The organism is Fusibacter sp. 3D3 (assembly GCF_001748365.1).
In the GTDB taxonomy this organism is placed as follows: domain Bacteria; phylum Bacillota; class Clostridia; order Peptostreptococcales; family Acidaminobacteraceae; genus Fusibacter_A.
The window spans coordinates 181911-198342 of the sequence record NZ_BDHH01000009.1; the positions used below are offsets into that span (position 1 = coordinate 181911).

General features: G+C 37.1%; 17 protein-coding genes. All 17 read right to left on the minus strand.

The window, feature by feature from the left end; all coding sequences use genetic code 11:
- Positions 1-3 precede the first annotated feature (3 nt).
- Complete coding sequence (gene dnaB, locus F3D3_RS12015) at positions 4-1341, minus strand: replicative DNA helicase (RefSeq protein WP_069874228.1); 1338 nt, start codon at positions 1339-1341, stop codon at positions 4-6.
- Between the two features lie 54 nt (positions 1342-1395).
- Positions 1396-3696, minus strand: coding sequence for a transglutaminase domain-containing protein (locus F3D3_RS12020; RefSeq protein WP_069874229.1), 2301 nt, complete (start codon positions 3694-3696; stop codon positions 1396-1398).
- Positions 3689-4861: a DUF58 domain-containing protein gene (locus F3D3_RS12025; protein ID WP_069874230.1), complete on the minus strand. Its 1173-nt coding sequence runs from the start codon at positions 4859-4861 to the stop codon at positions 3689-3691. Before F3D3_RS12025 ends, F3D3_RS12020 begins: the two co-directional genes overlap by 8 nt.
- Before the next feature lie 23 nt (positions 4862-4884).
- Positions 4885-5802: a MoxR family ATPase gene (locus F3D3_RS12030; protein WP_069874231.1), complete on the minus strand. Its 918-nt coding sequence runs from the start codon at positions 5800-5802 to the stop codon at positions 4885-4887.
- A gap of 88 nt (positions 5803-5890) precedes the next feature.
- Positions 5891-6337 carry a 50S ribosomal protein L9 gene (rplI, locus tag F3D3_RS12035; protein WP_069874233.1) on the minus strand — a complete coding sequence of 149 codons (447 nt, stop codon included), beginning with the start codon at positions 6335-6337 and terminating at the stop codon, positions 5891-5893.
- The gene (locus tag F3D3_RS12040) at positions 6337-8328 is read right to left on the minus strand and encodes a DHH family phosphoesterase (protein WP_069874235.1); all 1992 of its coding nucleotides are present in this window, start codon (positions 8326-8328) and stop codon (positions 6337-6339) included. Before F3D3_RS12040 ends, rplI begins: the two co-directional genes overlap by 1 nt.
- Before the next feature lie 5 nt (positions 8329-8333).
- Positions 8334-9314: a DUF2232 domain-containing protein gene (locus F3D3_RS12045; protein ID WP_069874236.1), complete on the minus strand. Its 981-nt coding sequence runs from the start codon at positions 9312-9314 to the stop codon at positions 8334-8336.
- A gap of 127 nt (positions 9315-9441) precedes the next feature.
- On the minus strand, positions 9442-9663 hold the full coding sequence (rpsR, locus tag F3D3_RS12050) for a 30S ribosomal protein S18 (RefSeq protein WP_069874238.1): 222 nt from the start codon (positions 9661-9663) through the stop codon (positions 9442-9444).
- A 20-nt stretch (positions 9664-9683) separates the two neighbouring features.
- A complete protein-coding gene (locus tag F3D3_RS12055) occupies positions 9684-10124 on the minus strand; it encodes a single-stranded DNA-binding protein (protein ID WP_069874240.1) in 441 nt (146 codons plus the stop codon).
- Positions 10125-10151: 27 nt separating this feature from the next.
- Entirely contained in the window at positions 10152-10439 is a 288-nt protein-coding gene (rpsF, locus tag F3D3_RS12060) for a 30S ribosomal protein S6 (protein ID WP_069874241.1), read from the minus strand.
- Positions 10440-10579: 140 nt separating this feature from the next.
- Positions 10580-10789, minus strand: coding sequence for a DUF951 domain-containing protein (locus F3D3_RS12065; protein WP_069874243.1), 210 nt, complete (start codon positions 10787-10789; stop codon positions 10580-10582).
- Position 10790: 1 nt separating this feature from the next.
- The gene (locus F3D3_RS12070) at positions 10791-11057 is read right to left on the minus strand and encodes a DUF3343 domain-containing protein (RefSeq protein WP_069874245.1); all 267 of its coding nucleotides are present in this window, start codon (positions 11055-11057) and stop codon (positions 10791-10793) included.
- A gap of 2 nt (positions 11058-11059) precedes the next feature.
- On the minus strand, positions 11060-11656 hold the full coding sequence (yedF, locus tag F3D3_RS12075) for a sulfurtransferase-like selenium metabolism protein YedF (RefSeq protein WP_069874247.1): 597 nt from the start codon (positions 11654-11656) through the stop codon (positions 11060-11062).
- 10 nt (positions 11657-11666) lie between these two features.
- Positions 11667-12389, minus strand: coding sequence for a CvpA family protein (locus F3D3_RS12080; RefSeq protein ID WP_069874249.1), 723 nt, complete (start codon positions 12387-12389; stop codon positions 11667-11669).
- A gap of 66 nt (positions 12390-12455) precedes the next feature.
- The gene (locus tag F3D3_RS12085) at positions 12456-13565 is read right to left on the minus strand and encodes a DUF5711 family protein (protein WP_069874250.1); all 1110 of its coding nucleotides are present in this window, start codon (positions 13563-13565) and stop codon (positions 12456-12458) included.
- A 15-nt stretch (positions 13566-13580) separates the two neighbouring features.
- Positions 13581-14747 carry a class I SAM-dependent RNA methyltransferase gene (locus tag F3D3_RS12090; RefSeq protein ID WP_069874252.1) on the minus strand — a complete coding sequence of 389 codons (1167 nt, stop codon included), beginning with the start codon at positions 14745-14747 and terminating at the stop codon, positions 13581-13583.
- Positions 14748-14801: 54 nt separating this feature from the next.
- A complete protein-coding gene (locus tag F3D3_RS12095; RefSeq protein WP_069874253.1) occupies positions 14802-16409 on the minus strand; it encodes a hybrid sensor histidine kinase/response regulator in 1608 nt (535 codons plus the stop codon).
- Between the last annotated feature and the right edge of the window lie 23 nt (positions 16410-16432).

Genomic DNA, 16432 nt, shown 5'->3' on the forward strand with positions numbered 1-16432 from the left:
AAATCACCTCATTTGAGACGTATTAGCAAATTTGGTATACTGTCCAAGCCATGCTAAGTATACTTTACCCGTTTCACCGTTTCTTTGTTTTGCAATGATAATCTCACCAATACCTTTTAGTTTCTCATCTACTGTTTCAGGGTTGTAATATTCATCCCGATAGAGAAACATCACTAAATCGGCATCCTGCTCTATCGCTCCCGATTCACGTAAGTCTGAAAGAATAGGTCTATGATCCGCACGAAGCTCTGATGCCCGTGATAACTGAGATAATGCTATAACGGGACACTGCATTTCCCGACCAATTTGCTTTAATGATCTAGAAATCGTTGAAATTTCCTGTTGTCTATTTTCTTGTTTTCCGCCACCTGACATAAGCTGGATGTAGTCGATCATAATCATGTCAAGGCCATGATTCATCTTGAGTCTACGGCATTTACTTCTCATCTCAGCTACTGTGATCCCAGGGGTATCATCAATAAAAATCTTGGCTTCTGCAAGCTGTGCACTACTTCTGGCAAGTTTGTACCAATCATCATCTTGTATATTGCCTGACCTGATCTCAGAGATCGATACAAGTGATTGTGCACTTAACAGACGCTGTACCAATTGATCTGCCGCCATTTCAAGGCTAAAAATTGCAACGCTTTTCTTCTCTTTTACCGCTGCATTTTGACACAGGTTAAGTGCAAATGCTGTCTTTCCCATGGAAGGTCTCGCTGCAACAAGGATTAAATCTGATTTTTGTAACCCAGATGTCATATCATCAAGCGCTTCGAATCCAGTGGAAACCCCAGTCATCGCATTAGGATCTTCATGAAGCATGACGATTCTATCATAAGTGGTCTGCAAAACTTCAGCGATCGGTTGAAATCCTTTTTTATTTTTATTTTGAGAAATCTCAAAAATATTGGACTCTGCTTCTTCAATAAGTCCCTCAACATCTTGATTGTTATATCCTTTTTCCATGATATCTGTTGAGGACTTAATCAAGCGTCTAAGGATATATTTCTCGTGGATAATCTTTGCATGATTTGTCACATTGGAGATCAAGGTGCCCACATCTGATAATTCTGTTAAATACTCAAATCCACCGACTGTTTCGAGCAATTGATTTTTCATGAGTTCATCAGAAATCGTTATAAGGTCAACCGTCTTTCCATCTGCGAACAGCTCTTTTACGGTTCTAAAAATTTCGCGATGGGCTTCATTATAAAATTCCTCATCAAAGGAGATGATTTCTAAAACATCTCCAATTAAATCACTATCTAATAATAATGAGCCAATAACACTTTGCTCTGCATTGATATCATGTGGCATTGTCTTTAAATTTACGTTCATTTTATCCTCTCACTTCTTTCCGGCTGACTCATATTATAACACGAATTTTGGGCACTAGAGTACGATTTTTCTCAAGCTGAAAATTTTGATTTGTCCCATTTTAAGTCTACCAAACTTTAATATAAATTGTAGCTCCTGATCCTGAATGGTTTTGCTCAATAGTGCTGTCACCTCATTTACAGACGCCACATCAAAGTTACGTTGACCATTATAAACCAGTTCTAATATTTTCATTTGTTCATCCTCATTTAAGTGTGTTTCCTCTAGAAGACGATCTATTAGAACGCCCTTTTCAGGATATATTGCTTTTAGTAAATAAGTCAAGTAGTCTATCATTCTAAGTGCATTTCTCCGAGTGCCATTTGCTCTAATACTATTTCTATTGATCATAAAAGAAATCATAATCACGACTAGAATTATGCCTAAAAAGCTCACTAAAGCCGTTCCTAGAAGGAACCTCAAATTGAACCCGCGTTCAGGATTCGAAACTTGATTAACGCCGCCACTATCGCCACCATCATCCCCTAAAATCATCTGTGCTTCCATTTGGCCCTCTTTAAAGGCATTTACATCTTGGTTTATGGGGGATAAAATCGCATGCTCTGTGTTGCTGATGATACGATCCAGTGCACTATTGCTTTGGCGTTCAAGCGATAACGCTACATCTGCATAAGGCGGTGTGCTTTCGAAAATAACCCATCCTCTATCCTCCAGATAAACTTCACACCAAGCATGTGCATCGCCTTCTGTAACTGCAGTGAAATCTGCATCATGTGCATCGTTTGGATCAATTCTAAAACCTTCCACATATCTTGCTGGCAACTCATTAATCCTAGCCATAACCGCAAGTGCTGTTGCAAAATAAGTGCAATACCCTTCACGGGTCTCAAATATAAACGTCGAAACAAATTCTCTATCTTTGTTATATTCTGGTGGGTAAAGCGTGTACTCATAATTTTGAAGTAAAAACTTCGTCATAATGACCATTTTTTCATATGGCGTCAATCCGTAATTACCGAGATTTCGCGCCAACTGATAGATGCCATTGTCAATGTTATTGGGTAATTGCAGATAGTCAACGTCTTTTGAAAGTAAAAAATCTTTATTTGCTGCGCTAAACTTGTATGCCTCTAAAAACTTTACAAAAGCACCCGCTTTATAGAAAGCTTCATTATCTATAGAGACAAACACTTTATCTTCAAGATTTGTATCATAAAATCCCATTGGTGTGAAAAGTGTAATGGTATCCATATGTTCAAATTTAATCGTACCACTGACTTTATTAAAGGCCTCACTTTCAAGATAAGCCACATTCCTTGGCTCGCTGAGATAAAATTCATGCGCTTTCTTATACGTATTGGCATGACTCAACCACTGATAACCGTCATAGTAGTCTTTGACATTGCCTTTTAAATAAAGCGATTCCGTTTGATTTTGATCCGTCTTAATCCAAAAAAGTACTGTATCCCGATCTATGGTCGTAATAGGACCGCCAAGTTGATTATCACTTGATTGATAAGGAGTATCATTAAGCGTATACATTTTGATATTTTCACTTGAGTAACCACTTCTTCCGCCCCAAAGATTCGGGATAAAAGGATCTGTTAACCGATTAAACTTATTCAGTGGAAACACTGCAGTTACAAATATAGCCACGCTGACCATCAGTAGGCTTATAACAGCGGAGAACAGAAATAAACCACTCGTATAATAATGATTTTGCCCATAATTTAACGCTTGTTTTTTTAAGTTATTTTGCCGATCCAGTACATAGAATATAAATACGCCCATAAAATAGTAAGCATAAATTTTACGAGGTATGTCAATGTACTGATACCACATCCATACAAAGGCGAAAAAAGGCACCAGCAATAATACTTTACTATAACGATACCGCATAATCAATTGTAGGACTAAAGCAAGCGCAAATGACATGCTCAAAAACAGTATGCGTTCATACGATTCATTGTGCCCTATACTTTCAGTTCCACGCATCTCTGTTAACCACTTTACAAATTCGATAAGCCTCTGATAGTCTAATTTCTGCCTCAGCATATGCACATTTTCTTGAGTGGCAGACGTAATCCAATCATTACTGAGTGTGATCTCATCCATAAACAAATGCTCTAAGGATGCATCTAGCACATATAACCCAATTGTAAGCAAGAGTGATAGGATTAATAAGCGTACAAGCCACTTTCTTTGAACGATCGCAATGATGCACATCGCATAGCTTATAATTGAAAAAATCATAAATTGAGTTGAGTTGAGTGCATAATTCATAAAATAATTAACCAGCATTAAAAGCGCACTGTAAATGATAAAACCTGTCATCCACTGATATTTTCTATGCACTTGTAATCACCTCCCTGTTCACAAAAGTGACATCAAGGTGTTCTTTTTCTATTAAAGCTAAAATCTCCGGACTTGTAGATGCCTTCGCTTTAAACACAGCGACCTTAAAATTAAAGCCCTGCCTTTGCGAGTGCTGTAAAAAGTCCATTAGATCTGCGGATGCTTTGTAAGTGATCAGATAGTAAGTGTTGTAATGTCCATTACGGTTTAAAAGATACTGTAAACGGTTTACAAAATCATTCTCCCCATTAGATTCAAAACCGGTTAATGCTTCTATTACCTTTTCAAAATCATTGCTGTCCTTGCCTTCTATCAATGCATCGCTTTTATCTGTAAGCATCAATTTGGTTTGTATATTATTTTCAAGTGCATATTTTATATAAGTGGCGCAGTAAGAGACCATATTTTCTTCATCTTGATAACTCATGCCCTCTTTAAATTGACTTATACTGCCGTTTAATATGATAAAAAATCTTGCACTTAATGTTTGTTCAAATTCTTTGGTTTGAAAGGATTCAAGTTTTGCACTGAGCTTCCAATGAATGTTTTTAAGCTGATCTCCTCGTTCAAAAGGTCTGATGTTGATAATATTGGTGCGGTCTTCCACGGTCTTCTCATGAGATTTTAAGGTCCCATGTAAATCTCGAGTATCCATGGGCATTTCAGACATGTGCCAAATCTTTGGATGCACCGTTAAGTCAATTTCCTTATCAAAGGCCATTATCTTAGTGGAAAGCATCATGGGATCAAATAGAGTCACACGTACCTTCCCGATCTTATAGTAGCCTCGATACGGACATTTAATCGCCTTCGAAAAATTGATCATTTGATAATTTTTAAAGTACGCCACTTCCTTTAAAGAAGATTCTGTGTTGAGCTTTTCACTCAAAAAAAATTCTATTTTAGCGTGCGCAATTGGCAAGTAACTTGTGTTTGAGACCTTGTACTCCATGTTTATGTTATCCCCAGCTTCAATCACATTTGCACTTGTATAATAAATAATAAATATATTTTTAAAGTTGTGCTCCAATATCATGCTCATGGCTATTCTGAAAATCAAGGATAAGAAAAACAAATAGTAAAGTTCTCTGCTCCCAGACATCAGCGCAAATATCAACAAAAACCCCATAATGACCATAATAAGCACATTTGATGCTCTTTTCATCAGCTCACCTGCTTATGCGTCAATTATTGATCCAACCTTGGTATTTCAACGGATTTTAAAATGGCTTCAACTACTGTTTTTACATTAACGCCTCTATACACGGCTTCACCTTTAAGTAAAATTCTATGAGAAACGATACTTTCAAACAAATCGTATACATCTCTACCCATAACAAAATTCCTGCCTTCAAGATATGCTTTAGCCCTAGAGGCTTTAAATAGATGTACAGAGGTTCTTGGACTCGCTCCAAGTCTAACGGATGCGTTATCTCTTGTGGCTTTACAAAGCTTTACGATATAGGCTTTGACTGAAGGATCAACATAAACTTGTTCCACTGCTTCAAACATTTCTGCAATTTTTTGCTTTGAAACTATGGGATGAATCACTTCTGAAGATTGTTTTAATGTAAGAATGTCCATCTCTTCATCAATGCTTGGATATCCAAGGGATATTCTCATCATAAATCGATCCAATTGCGCCTCTGGCAAGGGGAACGTGCCTTGCTGCTCGATTGGATTTTCAGTGGCAATGACCATGAAGGGCTGTTCAAGGTGGTATGTATGCCCATCGATGGTCACTTGTGATTCTTCCATAGCCTCCAGCAAACTTGACTGCGTTTTAGGTGAAGTTCTGTTAATCTCATCGGCCAACAGAATATTGGTAAAAATAGGGCCTTTTTGAAATTCAAATTTTTGAAGTTGCTTATCCAATATAGAGATCCCAATCAAATCAGATGGCATTAGATCTGGTGTAAACTGTACTCTATTGAATGTACAATCGTTTACTTTAGCAAAAGATTTTGCCAGCGTCGTCTTTCCAAGACCTGGAAGATCTTCTATGAGCACATGTCCTCCAGAAAGTAATGCGATCATCACATTTTCAATCGCAGATTCTTTGCCTACAAGTGTTTTTCTCATCTCTTTTTTTATGGCTCTTAGCATGTTACACCCCTCTAATGTCTGATAATTCAGATAATTTTTTTGATAAAAGAAGGAGTCCAATGGGCTCCTCATGTTATTTTATAAATCATTAGTCTTCGATGACTTGAACTTTCATCTGTGCAGAAACTTTAGGGTATACCTTAATCGTGACCACTGTAGTCCCCAATGTTCTAATGGGCTGATCTAGCGCTATTTTTTTCTTGTCTATATCCAGATCATGCTTCGTTTTAAGCTCTTCGGCGATGTCTTTGTTGGTGATTGAACCAAAAAGGCGACCCCCTTCACCCGCTTTCGTCTTAAATGTAATGATAATTTTTTCAATATCAGCTGCCAGTGCCTGAGCTTCAGCAAGTTCTTCCGCCGCGCGTTTAGCTTTAGCGGCATTTTGATGTTCAAGCTGTTTAACGCTTCCATCTGTCGCTTCTTTGCCTAGACCTCTTGGGATGAGATAGTTTCTTGCATGACCATCGCTTGCATTAATAATATCTCCTTTTTTACCAGTGCCTTTAATATCTTTTAGTAATATAACTTTCATTATTTTTCTACTCCTTCCCTATAGTATTGATCAATGGATTGAATCAATCTTTGTTTGATGACTTCTATGTCACCATCTTTGAACTGTGCCCCAGCTACTTCAAGATGACCCCCACCACCGAGCGTTTCTAAAATAATTTGTACATTGACATCCCCTAACGAACGCCCCGATATAAAAACTGTGCCATCATCCTTTTTTGCTATGACAAAGGAAGCTGTAATGCCTCTTATGTTGAGCAAATCATCGGCTGCTTGTGCTGCAATCAATTGAATACTCTTTGCAGCTTTATTCGTCGTGGATATGGCGATCGTCTCTTTATATCGCATTGCATTTCCAACGATGTTGGCTTTCTCTGTAAAAGTTTCAAGATCATCTTGAAACAATTGTCTCACTCTAATCGTATCAGCGCCTTGTCTTCTCAAATATGCCGCTGCATCAAAAGTTCTAACGCCCGTCTTAAGGGAAAAGTTTTTTGTATCCACTGTAATGCCCGCGAGTAAAGCATCCGCTTCTTCTTTTTCTATTTTAGGTTTATTTTCCATATATTGAAGTATTTCAGTTATCAGTTCTGCCGTACTAGATGCATACGGCTCAAGGTATTTTAAAATCGCCTTTTCAATAAATTCTGTGCTTCTCCTGTGGTGATCAATCAGTACCACGCGATCGCACACCTCTATAAGCTCTGAACATTCTGTTAGACTCGGTTTATGTGTATCCACGACGACAAGTACTGTATCTTCATCCACAAGCTCTAACGCCGCTTCAGAGCTTATAAAGTGGTATATGTCGTGGTCTTTAAAAGTCGCATATACATTGACAATGGCATCCGTTACTTCATTTAAGACGATGTAAGCTTTCTTGCCCATATTGAGGACCGCTCTATAAACACCAACAGCCGCGCCAAAAGAATCCATATCTGGCGATTTATGTCCCATGATAATCACTTTTGAACTCTCTTCAATAATTGCTTTAAAGCCATGAGCAACAACTCTAGCTTTTACTCTATTGCGCTTTTCAACGGCTTTTGTTTTACCACCGTAAAATTCAAAAGCATTTTTTTTACGAACAACGGCCTGATCGCCACCGCGCCCGAGAGCCAACTCTAAGCAAGCATAAGCATCCTCTTCAAGTCCGCTTGGATTTTTACCATTAATACCGATTCCAATACTGAGCGTTACTGGGATCTTATTCCCCGCATCAATTTCACGAATATCATCTAATATTGTAAAACGCTTTGCCTCAATATTTTCAAGGTATTTTGCTTCAAATATAACGATGTATTTATCTTTTTGATAGCGCTTGATCATGCCATTCATTCGCGTTGCCCAAAGATTGATTTTCTTTTCAATTTCGGAGGTTACGAACGGTATTTTTTCTTCTTTGGTCTCATTCATAACATCTTCGTAATTATCCACATAAATCAATGCAAAGACGGGTCTTTCGTCTTCATATTTGCTGGTAAGACTGGTCAGATCCGTTGTGTCAAACCAGTAGAGCATAAAAATCATCTCTTGAGGATTTTCATCATCTAATGACACCATGTTCGCAAAGACATTGTAAAATCGATCGCCCACTTTTACAGCTTCAAGCAACTCACCGTTTTTAATTTGATCGAACTGTAATGTGCTCACGAGCTTATCAATACCCTTGCCAATAACACTTTTCTCTGACACCATATCTGTAAATTTGGAATTGTACCAATTCACTTTACCATCAAGATCTGTAACCACTAATGGCACAGGGAGATTGAAAACAGCATACCGCGCCGCACTGTCTATATTGGTGGATAAATTCTCAATGTATTTACGCCACTTTCTGCTCTTTGCTCGATCAGAAAACCAATTGTAAAATAAAAGTCCAAGCAGCACAACGATTCCAAGTACGCCTAGAATTTTATCGTAATAAGCTATAATCGCTACCAAAAAACCAATCACAATTAAATACAAATTAAGGGGTTCCTTGAATGGATTGCCGAGTTTTGAATTGCCCATGGTTTTCACCTCTTCTTAGGTTGTAATCTTCTCACATCTAACATAACATCCATGAAGCCAATTAACGCAATATAGTTAATAAGCCCCAGTAATGATATCGCTACTAAAATAGTAACAGATACCCCTTTAGAAATAGACCTCCTAAGGAAGAAATAGCCTACTGCTAGTCCTTGTATATAGAATATCATAATAAACAGATAAATAAAATTCAACATGGCTGTAGTCATATCCACAACGCCCATTGCGCCAAGAATATAAGCCCCCATTAACATCCCTGCACTCCCATAAGCCATATGCTTTGGATAACTGAAAGTCGTAAACGCGCCTAAAGGCCTATGGGCGATCTTCAACCGTTTTAAGAAAGGTATAGAAACCCAGTAATTAATTGCCGCAAAGGATGCTGACATTAATAACAAACTCGCGGGCATCAAAAGTTTTACCATCTCCATCAAATCATCCATCGTCTTCGTTGAACCCCCCAGTGCAGATTTGATTTGTGTCTGCTGTTCTGGAGATAAAGAAGCGGAATAGGTCTCGATGGTTTTATCAATCTCTGTCTGAATGTCTTTTGACATAGAAAACATTTCTTCTATTGTTTGATCCACTGAAATGCCCATGATAAAATTCATGAGGCCAAGGGTTAAAATCAATGCTATAAATGCACCTAATGTCCCAATTGCCATCGCTTTTAAGGGAGATTCAAATCGTTTTATTGCAAGTCCCATGGGAAGGCCTATACAAAGCGCCAACGTGCCCAAACTAAGGCCTACTGTAAAAGAAACGAGCAAACTTGAAAGTATCGCACCCACTACGGCCGATACAATTACATTTACAACTGTATTTCTAATGCTTAAAATAATAATCGGTAAGGGTGCTAAGAAAAAAAGTGCTGTTCCAACAACAGGTATATAAAAAGAGCCTACAATAAAAATAACTAAAATAGCCGCGAATAGGCCTGCTTCTGTAATTTGACGTGTATTTTTCAACTATGACGTCCTCCAATTCTAGTTTCTCTTATATGATTATACTACATTTCTGGTGGCTCGTGCATAATTGTTGTAAAAACTAATTCATGATCATAAAAAAACACCGCATAAGCGGTGTCAATTGTTTTTATTCACTTACGAAAGGTAACAAAGCAATAATTCTAGATCTTTTTACAGCACTAGTAACCATTCTTTGATGTTTAGCACAGTTACCAGAAACTCTTCTAGGTAAGATTTTGCCTCTTTCAGTTAAGTACTTTTGTAATTTTTTTGTATCTTTGTAATCGATTGATTCGATTTTATCTTGACAAAAAGAACAACCTTTTCTTTTTCTACGTCTTTTGATCATCGTATTTTCCCTCCTTCTAATTAGAATGGAACGTCATCGTCGTCTTCGATCGCTTGGTAATCGTCAAAATTTGTATTACCGAAGCTAAAATCGTCCGTTTTTCCAGATGACTGAGTTTTTTCTCCCCATTCGAGGAATTCAACTCTATTTGCCAACACCTCTGTCGTGTACCTTGTCTCTCCAGCAGGTGTTTTATATGAACCTGTTTGAATTGAGCCTTGTATCGCAACGAGTTTGCCTTTTGCTAAATATTGAGAGCAGTTTTCAGCTTGTTTACCCCACACAACGATTCTTATAAAATCAGCTGTAGGTTTACCTTGGCTTTCAAATTCCTGCTTTTTTTCTCTGGTAAGACCTTTATCAACTGCCATTGTAAAATTAGCAACTGCCATGCCACTTCCAGGTACAAATCTGAGTTCCGGGTCTCTCGCCAAACGTCCAATTAACACTACACTATTCATTAATGAGCCCCCATCTTTCTTGATTGATTATTTATCTTCTAAATTAATGATGATATATCTGATGACTTCGTCAGCAATTTTGAAGTTTCTCTCAAGTTCTTTTGGAAGTTCAGGATTTGCCTTGAAGTTCACAAGTACATAATAACCTTCTTTTACCTTTTCGATTTCGTAAGCTAACTTTCTGTTACCCCACTCTTCCACTTTTTCAACTTCACCATCAGCATTGATAATGCCTTTGAATTTTTCTAAAAGCTCAACTTTTTTCTCTTCTTCAATTGATGGTTTAAAAATAAACAGCGTTTCGTATTTTCTCATCTTTCTTTACACCTCCCTATGGACAAAAATGGCTCTTCTAACAGAGCAGAGAAGTAACGACCGTTTGGTCGGAACTACAACAGAGGTATTTTATCACTTATAGTAGCCTCTGTCAACTTTTTTTCACACACCTATTTAGATTACTTTTCTTTATCCACCTTAACACCGTTTCGATAAATCTCTTTAACGCGTTTTTCGAGTTTTATTCTCGGTATCCAAATTTCTTTTTCGCACTTCGAACATTTAATTCTAAAATCCATGCCCACCCTTGTTATGATAAAGCGGTTACTGCCACATGGGTGCGTTTTTTTAGTTACAATTTCATCGCCTGATTCCAATTTTAAAGGCATCTTAGTCCTCCCATGATTTTTGAATTGCTTTTACTTCATCCTCTTTGTTGTATTGATATAAAGAGATTCCCGTTTTATCTTCCTCTAAAAGGCATCTTTTTACAATTTCAAGATCTGCGATCTGAAAAGTGATGGAGAGGCCACAGCTTGCACCAATCTCTCTTGGCGTTGGGATCATATCTATATCCATTTGATCTAACAAAAGTCTCTCCGTTCGAATGGCTTTGTGTGTGGATTCAAAAGCAATTAACATATATGCATTCGTCATTTCTATATCCTTATTGTATTATTGGTTTCTTGCATGGTCTCAACAATGGTGTACATATTGGTAATGCCACCCACTGCAAGTTGATCCTTTAAATGATAATAATCAAGACAAGTCCCACAGCTCAAGACCTCTGTTCCCATTTCCATGAGTTTAGTAAGATACTCCAGTATTGGCGATCCCTCAATGGTTAATTTCACGCCTGAATTGACAAATAGAATGGCTTTAGGAAAGGGCTCATACTCTGTTAAGGTATAGAAGTAACCCTTCATTAAAATGGCCCCTAGAACATCATCGCCAGTCCCCATGACATCGCTACCTACAAAGATCACGGTGTTGGCAAGATCAGGTCTCTTCTGTACCATATCCTCTGCTTGAGTTGAATATTCGCCTTTAAAAATACTAATTTGATATTCGCCCCCATCTTCGGTTACCGTATAATGGAGTCTCATACTCTTTGCGAGCTTGGAGACATTATCTCTGGCGATGGTATTATCAACCACAGTTATAATATTACCTTCCTTAAGACCTTCAAGTGCTTTTTTGGTTTCAATAACAGGTTTAGGACATGCTAATCCTCTTGCATCAATTTTCACTTCCATTGTTCTCCTCCTACGTCATCAAGAAACTCTTATATAAACTGCTTAAGAAACTCACGAAAAAATATTGCAATATGTTGTATTTGTAAAAGTATACGGCAAATCTAGAATTTTCAATTGCTAAAACAACATTTTGGCTCCATTCAAATGTTACAAATACATTTAAAACGATCATCGCAAAATAAACGCTTATAAGGCCCAAGATAGCGCCTAGAATAAGGCCTCCACTTTTATTAAATGCCTTTAGAACAGGTAATCGTGCCAAATGGTTGGCCAGACTTTCTATAATGCCCAGTAAAGACATTATGATCAAAAGCAATAACAGAAATCCCATTACATAGACAATCATCTGTGTGATTTGACCTGAAATATCATTTATAAAACTTGTAAAAGTAATATTGCCTTGAAATTCCGTGAGACCTTTACTATAAAATTCAGGCAGTTTGAGACTCTCAACGCCTTGCTTAACTTGTTCTGCCGTCATGTTTACATCTGATGGCGTATTCATATTAAGCATATTGGTCACAAATTGCTTAACATGTTCTCCAACCACAGGTGTTGGGTCGTACCAATTCTTTGTCACATATTGTGTGAACTCAACGTAGAATATCTTTGCCAAAATAATACTTGCAAACCATTTGATTAAGCCAATAAAAGTCGTAATAAAGCCTTTATTGAAGCCATAGAGCATGTTGCCCCCAATGATTATAAACATCAAGTAATCTGTCCAGTTCATATCAGCCTCCTAAATGCGTTGTTTTTCTAACAATAGCACAACTGCATTAGAATTTCGTTAAAATCATTACTTCAAGATATATAAATCCATATGGTTGATATAAGCAATTCCAAAATGTGTATCGTCTAAGATAATCACATCTAAAATCTCATCTTTTCCAATATACGTATCGACCATTTTACCTTCCTCGTTAAAGAAAATAATTTTTTCATGATTAAAGGCCATTAATCGCTTATCCATAATTTTAAGACCTTCTATATTATCCATACCTGCATCGAATTCAATGTGTGTTTCTCCAACATTATTGATTACCATTATGGCATTCTGAGCTTTCGGGTTCTCTATTTGACCGTTTTCATTGACCACATTAAAATAAAATTGACCCTTTTCGGGTTCATAAAGAACCTTCCGGACAGTTCTATCAAACGGCACACTGAAGCGTAGATTACACTCATAATCATATGCCATCATTTGAGAATCTGTAATCACATTGATCTGATCATCAGAAAGCCACAACTGATAGGCTATTTCCGAAAACAGATTGCTCCCGCTGATAATCTCTCCGTTAAAAGTTGCAATGACCAGTTTTGTGTTAAAGTCTTTCCGACTGAGATCGAGTACCACCGCAACAATATCCTGCCGCTTGATGTTGATAGAAAAATCAATGATCTCTCCTTTAGGTAAGACCGTATTGCTTAAAACTTCAAGCTTTTCATCTAATATCGTCAATGTGCCATCCGTTTTCAGCAATCCCACATATTGCTCATCAAAATATTTTAAGCCTTTGACACTGCCAAAACCAAAATGTGAGGCCTTGATATTGCCTTTCATGTCCACTATAAAGACATCTCCTGATTTTTTTTCCACAAGCGCAATACTGGATTTACCACTCGCCATCAATACATTTTGAGTCGCGACTTCTTTCTCCCATATTGGAATGCCTTCATCATCATACACCTTCAATTTGGATTGATCCAATATGACATAGCGAGATGCCACCTTTAAAATCTCTGCACGGTTTTCAAAATCCACATTTTGATTATAGATCACTCGGTTAATCACTTTAAAATCTTCTTTTACCCACTTCGAAAATTGTGCGACTACAAAATCAAACTTTAAAACAATGATCAGACAAATGACAAAAATAATGAGTGAATTCAACCTTGATTTATTCATAATCCATTAAATTCCTTACTGTTTATTTTCAGATTGTTCAATTGTTTTTTTAGGTCTAGGCGGCTTCTCGCCAAAATATTGATAAAAATAGGTTTTGATTCGACCATTATAAAGTTTTCTGTTTTTTGTCGCTTGAGTTCCAAATTCTCTCTCAAAATTCTCATACGATGTAATGACGTATTTTGACCAAGTTTTATAGGGTTCAAACACCTTTCCCATGAGCTGATAAAGCCTTTTGACTTCTTCTTGTTCATTTAGTCGCTCGCCATATGGCGGATTGCTGATAATGTAGCCATATTGATAACTTGTGCTAAAATCCTTTATATCTCTCACTTGAAAATGCACAATATCCTCTACCCCTGCAAGCTCTGCATTGCCTAGGGCTGTTCTAATCGATCTTGGATCTAAATCATAACCTTGAAGGACAACATCCACATCATGCCGGATCGCTTCATAACAAGCTTTGCGTTCTTCTTTCCAAATTGTATCTGGAATCAATCGCCATAGTTCTGAATCAAATTTCCGATTTAATCCAGGTGCAATATTTTTCGCCATCATAGCAGCTTCTATGATAATAGTGCCAGAACCACAAAAAGGATCTATAAGCGGAATTTTATTTTGCCACTTGCTGATGCTTAAAAGACCTGCGGCAAGGGTTTCTTTCATCGGCGCCTCATTGCCCTTTTCTCGATAGCCACGTCTATGAAGACCAGGTCCAGAAGTATCAATACTCACCGTTACCACATCATTTAGAATCCCTACTAAAACGCTATAGGTTTCATCCGTTTCTTCAAACCACTGTGTTTGATAAACCTTACTGAGGCGATTTACAATGGACTTCTTACAAATACTCTGAATATCAGATAGACTGTATAGCTTTGATTTGACCGATTTTGCATTTACAGGAAATTTTGCATTCTTAGGGATGTAATTTTCCCAAGAAATTTTATGCACTTGATCAAAAAGAGATTCAAAGGTTATGGCTTTAAACTCACCTACTTTGATAAAAATTCTTTCAGCCGTTCTGACCCATAGATTTGCTCTTGCTATTCCGCGTTCGTCTGCTTCAAACAACACACGACCATTTTCTACCGTTATATTTTCAAAACCTAATTGTTCGAGTTCGTTTTTAACAATCGCTTCCATACCGAAAACTGCCGTTGCAATCATTTTAAATTTCATATGCGTTCACCATCCATTTTAATACTTAAATTATAACACAGAAAAAGAGACATTTTATAGTGATGTCTCTTTTAAATAATTTTCGATCATATTTTTAAGAATTGCTTCTGTAAAAGGCTTCGTATAATAGTCATCAAAGCCGTAATCCTTCATAAATTCTGCTTCATTATCGATGAGCTTATTGGAGATTGCAATAACGGGTGAATTACCACTTTTTCTCCTCTCAATCTCATCTAGGACGTTAAAGCCATCACAGTCTTCAATCATAACATCTATTATAGTCAAATCTGGAATTATTGAAAAAAAGAGTTCAATAGCTTGCGCGCCTGTTTTCGCAAAATAAATATCATACTTTTCAAAGTAGTCCATTGGAATCTGAGGCTTTTCATGGTCTGCAATCAATATTCTCTTTCTCGCCGACACTTGAACGACTTTCGGAATTTGTGATTTCACCACAATTTTATCAAAAGTTAAGAAAAGCGTTGAATGGATGCCTTTATCTTTTATACTTGAAATTTCAATCATCCCGCCAGTCGCTTGAATCAGCTCTTTTGAAAGATGCAAGCCTAGAGCAATGGCGTATTCTTCTATCGTATTAAACCGTGAGCGCGTACTGATATCGTAATCGTTTAGATCAATCATCCGATTTGGAATGCCTTCACTGGTATCTGTAATGCTAATTTTTAAATGTATCTTCTCTCTGTTTTCCGTTACTTCGGACACACTCACAATGATCTCATCATTTTGACATAAATAATTCGAAGTCTCCAATAAATACGAAATTACCAATTTTAATTTAACTTGATCTCCAATTAGAATATCCGGAATCAAAGGAGAATATTCCAGTTTTATATGATTGTTTTTTTCGTTTTTATATAGAATGCTAAAAGTTTGTATCACTTCTTCTATCGTATGTCTAAAATTAAATTCCGTTTTAACGGTTTTAATATTACCTTCATCATATTTGGTATAGAGCAGCATTCGGCTCAAAATCTCAAACAACAAATCTGAATTAGACTTAATAACCTTTAAATATTCCTTTTGAAGCTCTGATAAAAAAGTCTGATCAAACAAATTGAAAAAACCCCGTAAAGATCTCAATGGCGTTCTCATTTCTCGTGTGAAATGATCAATAAACTCATTTGTTTTTTTCACCTTCCGTTTGAGTTCGTTGTTTTCGTGTTTAAGGTTTTGGATGATTTCTTTATAGCTCTCATCATACTGTTCCCGCGATTTAATATTATCTTGAAACTCTAAGATGCCAGTCACCTTGCCCTGTGTTATCAGAGGAATCAATTGATTTTTCCAAACCTGTTTGTCTACACGCTCGCCCTCAATATGTGGAGATACAACCGTGTCAAATCTTGCTTTATAATCCAGCACTTCCTGCATGGGACAGCCAGGACAGATGTCATTAAAATTATAAAACACTTGATAGCATTTTCTTCCAAGTATATCTTTATAATGCTGAATACTATAAGTATTCGCCCAAGTGACATTGTAATCTAGGTTAATCAGGAACACTGGGGATTGAATCGTATCAAGCTTACCGCCAATATTGATTTCCTGACCAACCTTTTCAATATTTAGTTTTTCAATTTGATGGTTCAACTGCTTAATTTCATGAATCAGGGTCTCTCTTGAAAGTCTGCTGTAATCCATATTCATCACCTACTTTGATTCAT

Excerpts from the sequence above, each read along its gene's own strand:
- F3D3_RS12065 (WP_069874243.1), bottom strand. The coding sequence starts at position 10,789 with ATGCCTTTAAAATTGGAATCAGGCGATGAAATTGTAACTAAAAAAACG.
- rpsR (WP_069874238.1), bottom strand. The coding sequence starts at position 9,663 with ATGATCAAAAGACGTAGAAAAAGAAAAGGTTGTTCTTTTTGTCAAGAT.
- F3D3_RS12090 (WP_069874252.1), bottom strand. The coding sequence starts at position 14,747 with ATGAAATTTAAAATGATTGCAACGGCAGTTTTCGGTATGGAAGCGATT.
- dnaB (WP_069874228.1), bottom strand. The coding sequence starts at position 1,341 with ATGAACGTAAATTTAAAGACAATGCCACATGATATCAATGCAGAGCAA.
- yedF (WP_069874247.1), bottom strand. The coding sequence starts at position 11,656 with ATGGAAGTGAAAATTGATGCAAGAGGATTAGCATGTCCTAAACCTGTT.
- F3D3_RS12070 (WP_069874245.1), bottom strand. The coding sequence starts at position 11,057 with ATGACGAATGCATATATGTTAATTGCTTTTGAATCCACACACAAAGCC.
- F3D3_RS12055 (WP_069874240.1), bottom strand. The coding sequence starts at position 10,124 with ATGAATAGTGTAGTGTTAATTGGACGTTTGGCGAGAGACCCGGAACTC.
- F3D3_RS12040 (WP_069874235.1), bottom strand. The coding sequence starts at position 8,328 with ATGGGCAATTCAAAACTCGGCAATCCATTCAAGGAACCCCTTAATTTG.
- rpsF (WP_069874241.1), bottom strand. The coding sequence starts at position 10,439 with ATGAGAAAATACGAAACGCTGTTTATTTTTAAACCATCAATTGAAGAA.
- F3D3_RS12025 (WP_069874230.1), bottom strand. The coding sequence starts at position 4,861 with ATGAAAAGAGCATCAAATGTGCTTATTATGGTCATTATGGGGTTTTTG.
- F3D3_RS12085 (WP_069874250.1), bottom strand. The coding sequence starts at position 13,565 with ATGAATAAATCAAGGTTGAATTCACTCATTATTTTTGTCATTTGTCTG.
- F3D3_RS12080 (WP_069874249.1), bottom strand. The coding sequence starts at position 12,389 with ATGAACTGGACAGATTACTTGATGTTTATAATCATTGGGGGCAACATG.
- rplI (WP_069874233.1), bottom strand. The coding sequence starts at position 6,337 with ATGAAAGTTATATTACTAAAAGATATTAAAGGCACTGGTAAAAAAGGA.
- F3D3_RS12030 (WP_069874231.1), bottom strand. The coding sequence starts at position 5,802 with ATGCTAAGAGCCATAAAAAAAGAGATGAGAAAAACACTTGTAGGCAAA.
- F3D3_RS12095 (WP_069874253.1), bottom strand. The coding sequence starts at position 16,409 with ATGGATTACAGCAGACTTTCAAGAGAGACCCTGATTCATGAAATTAAG.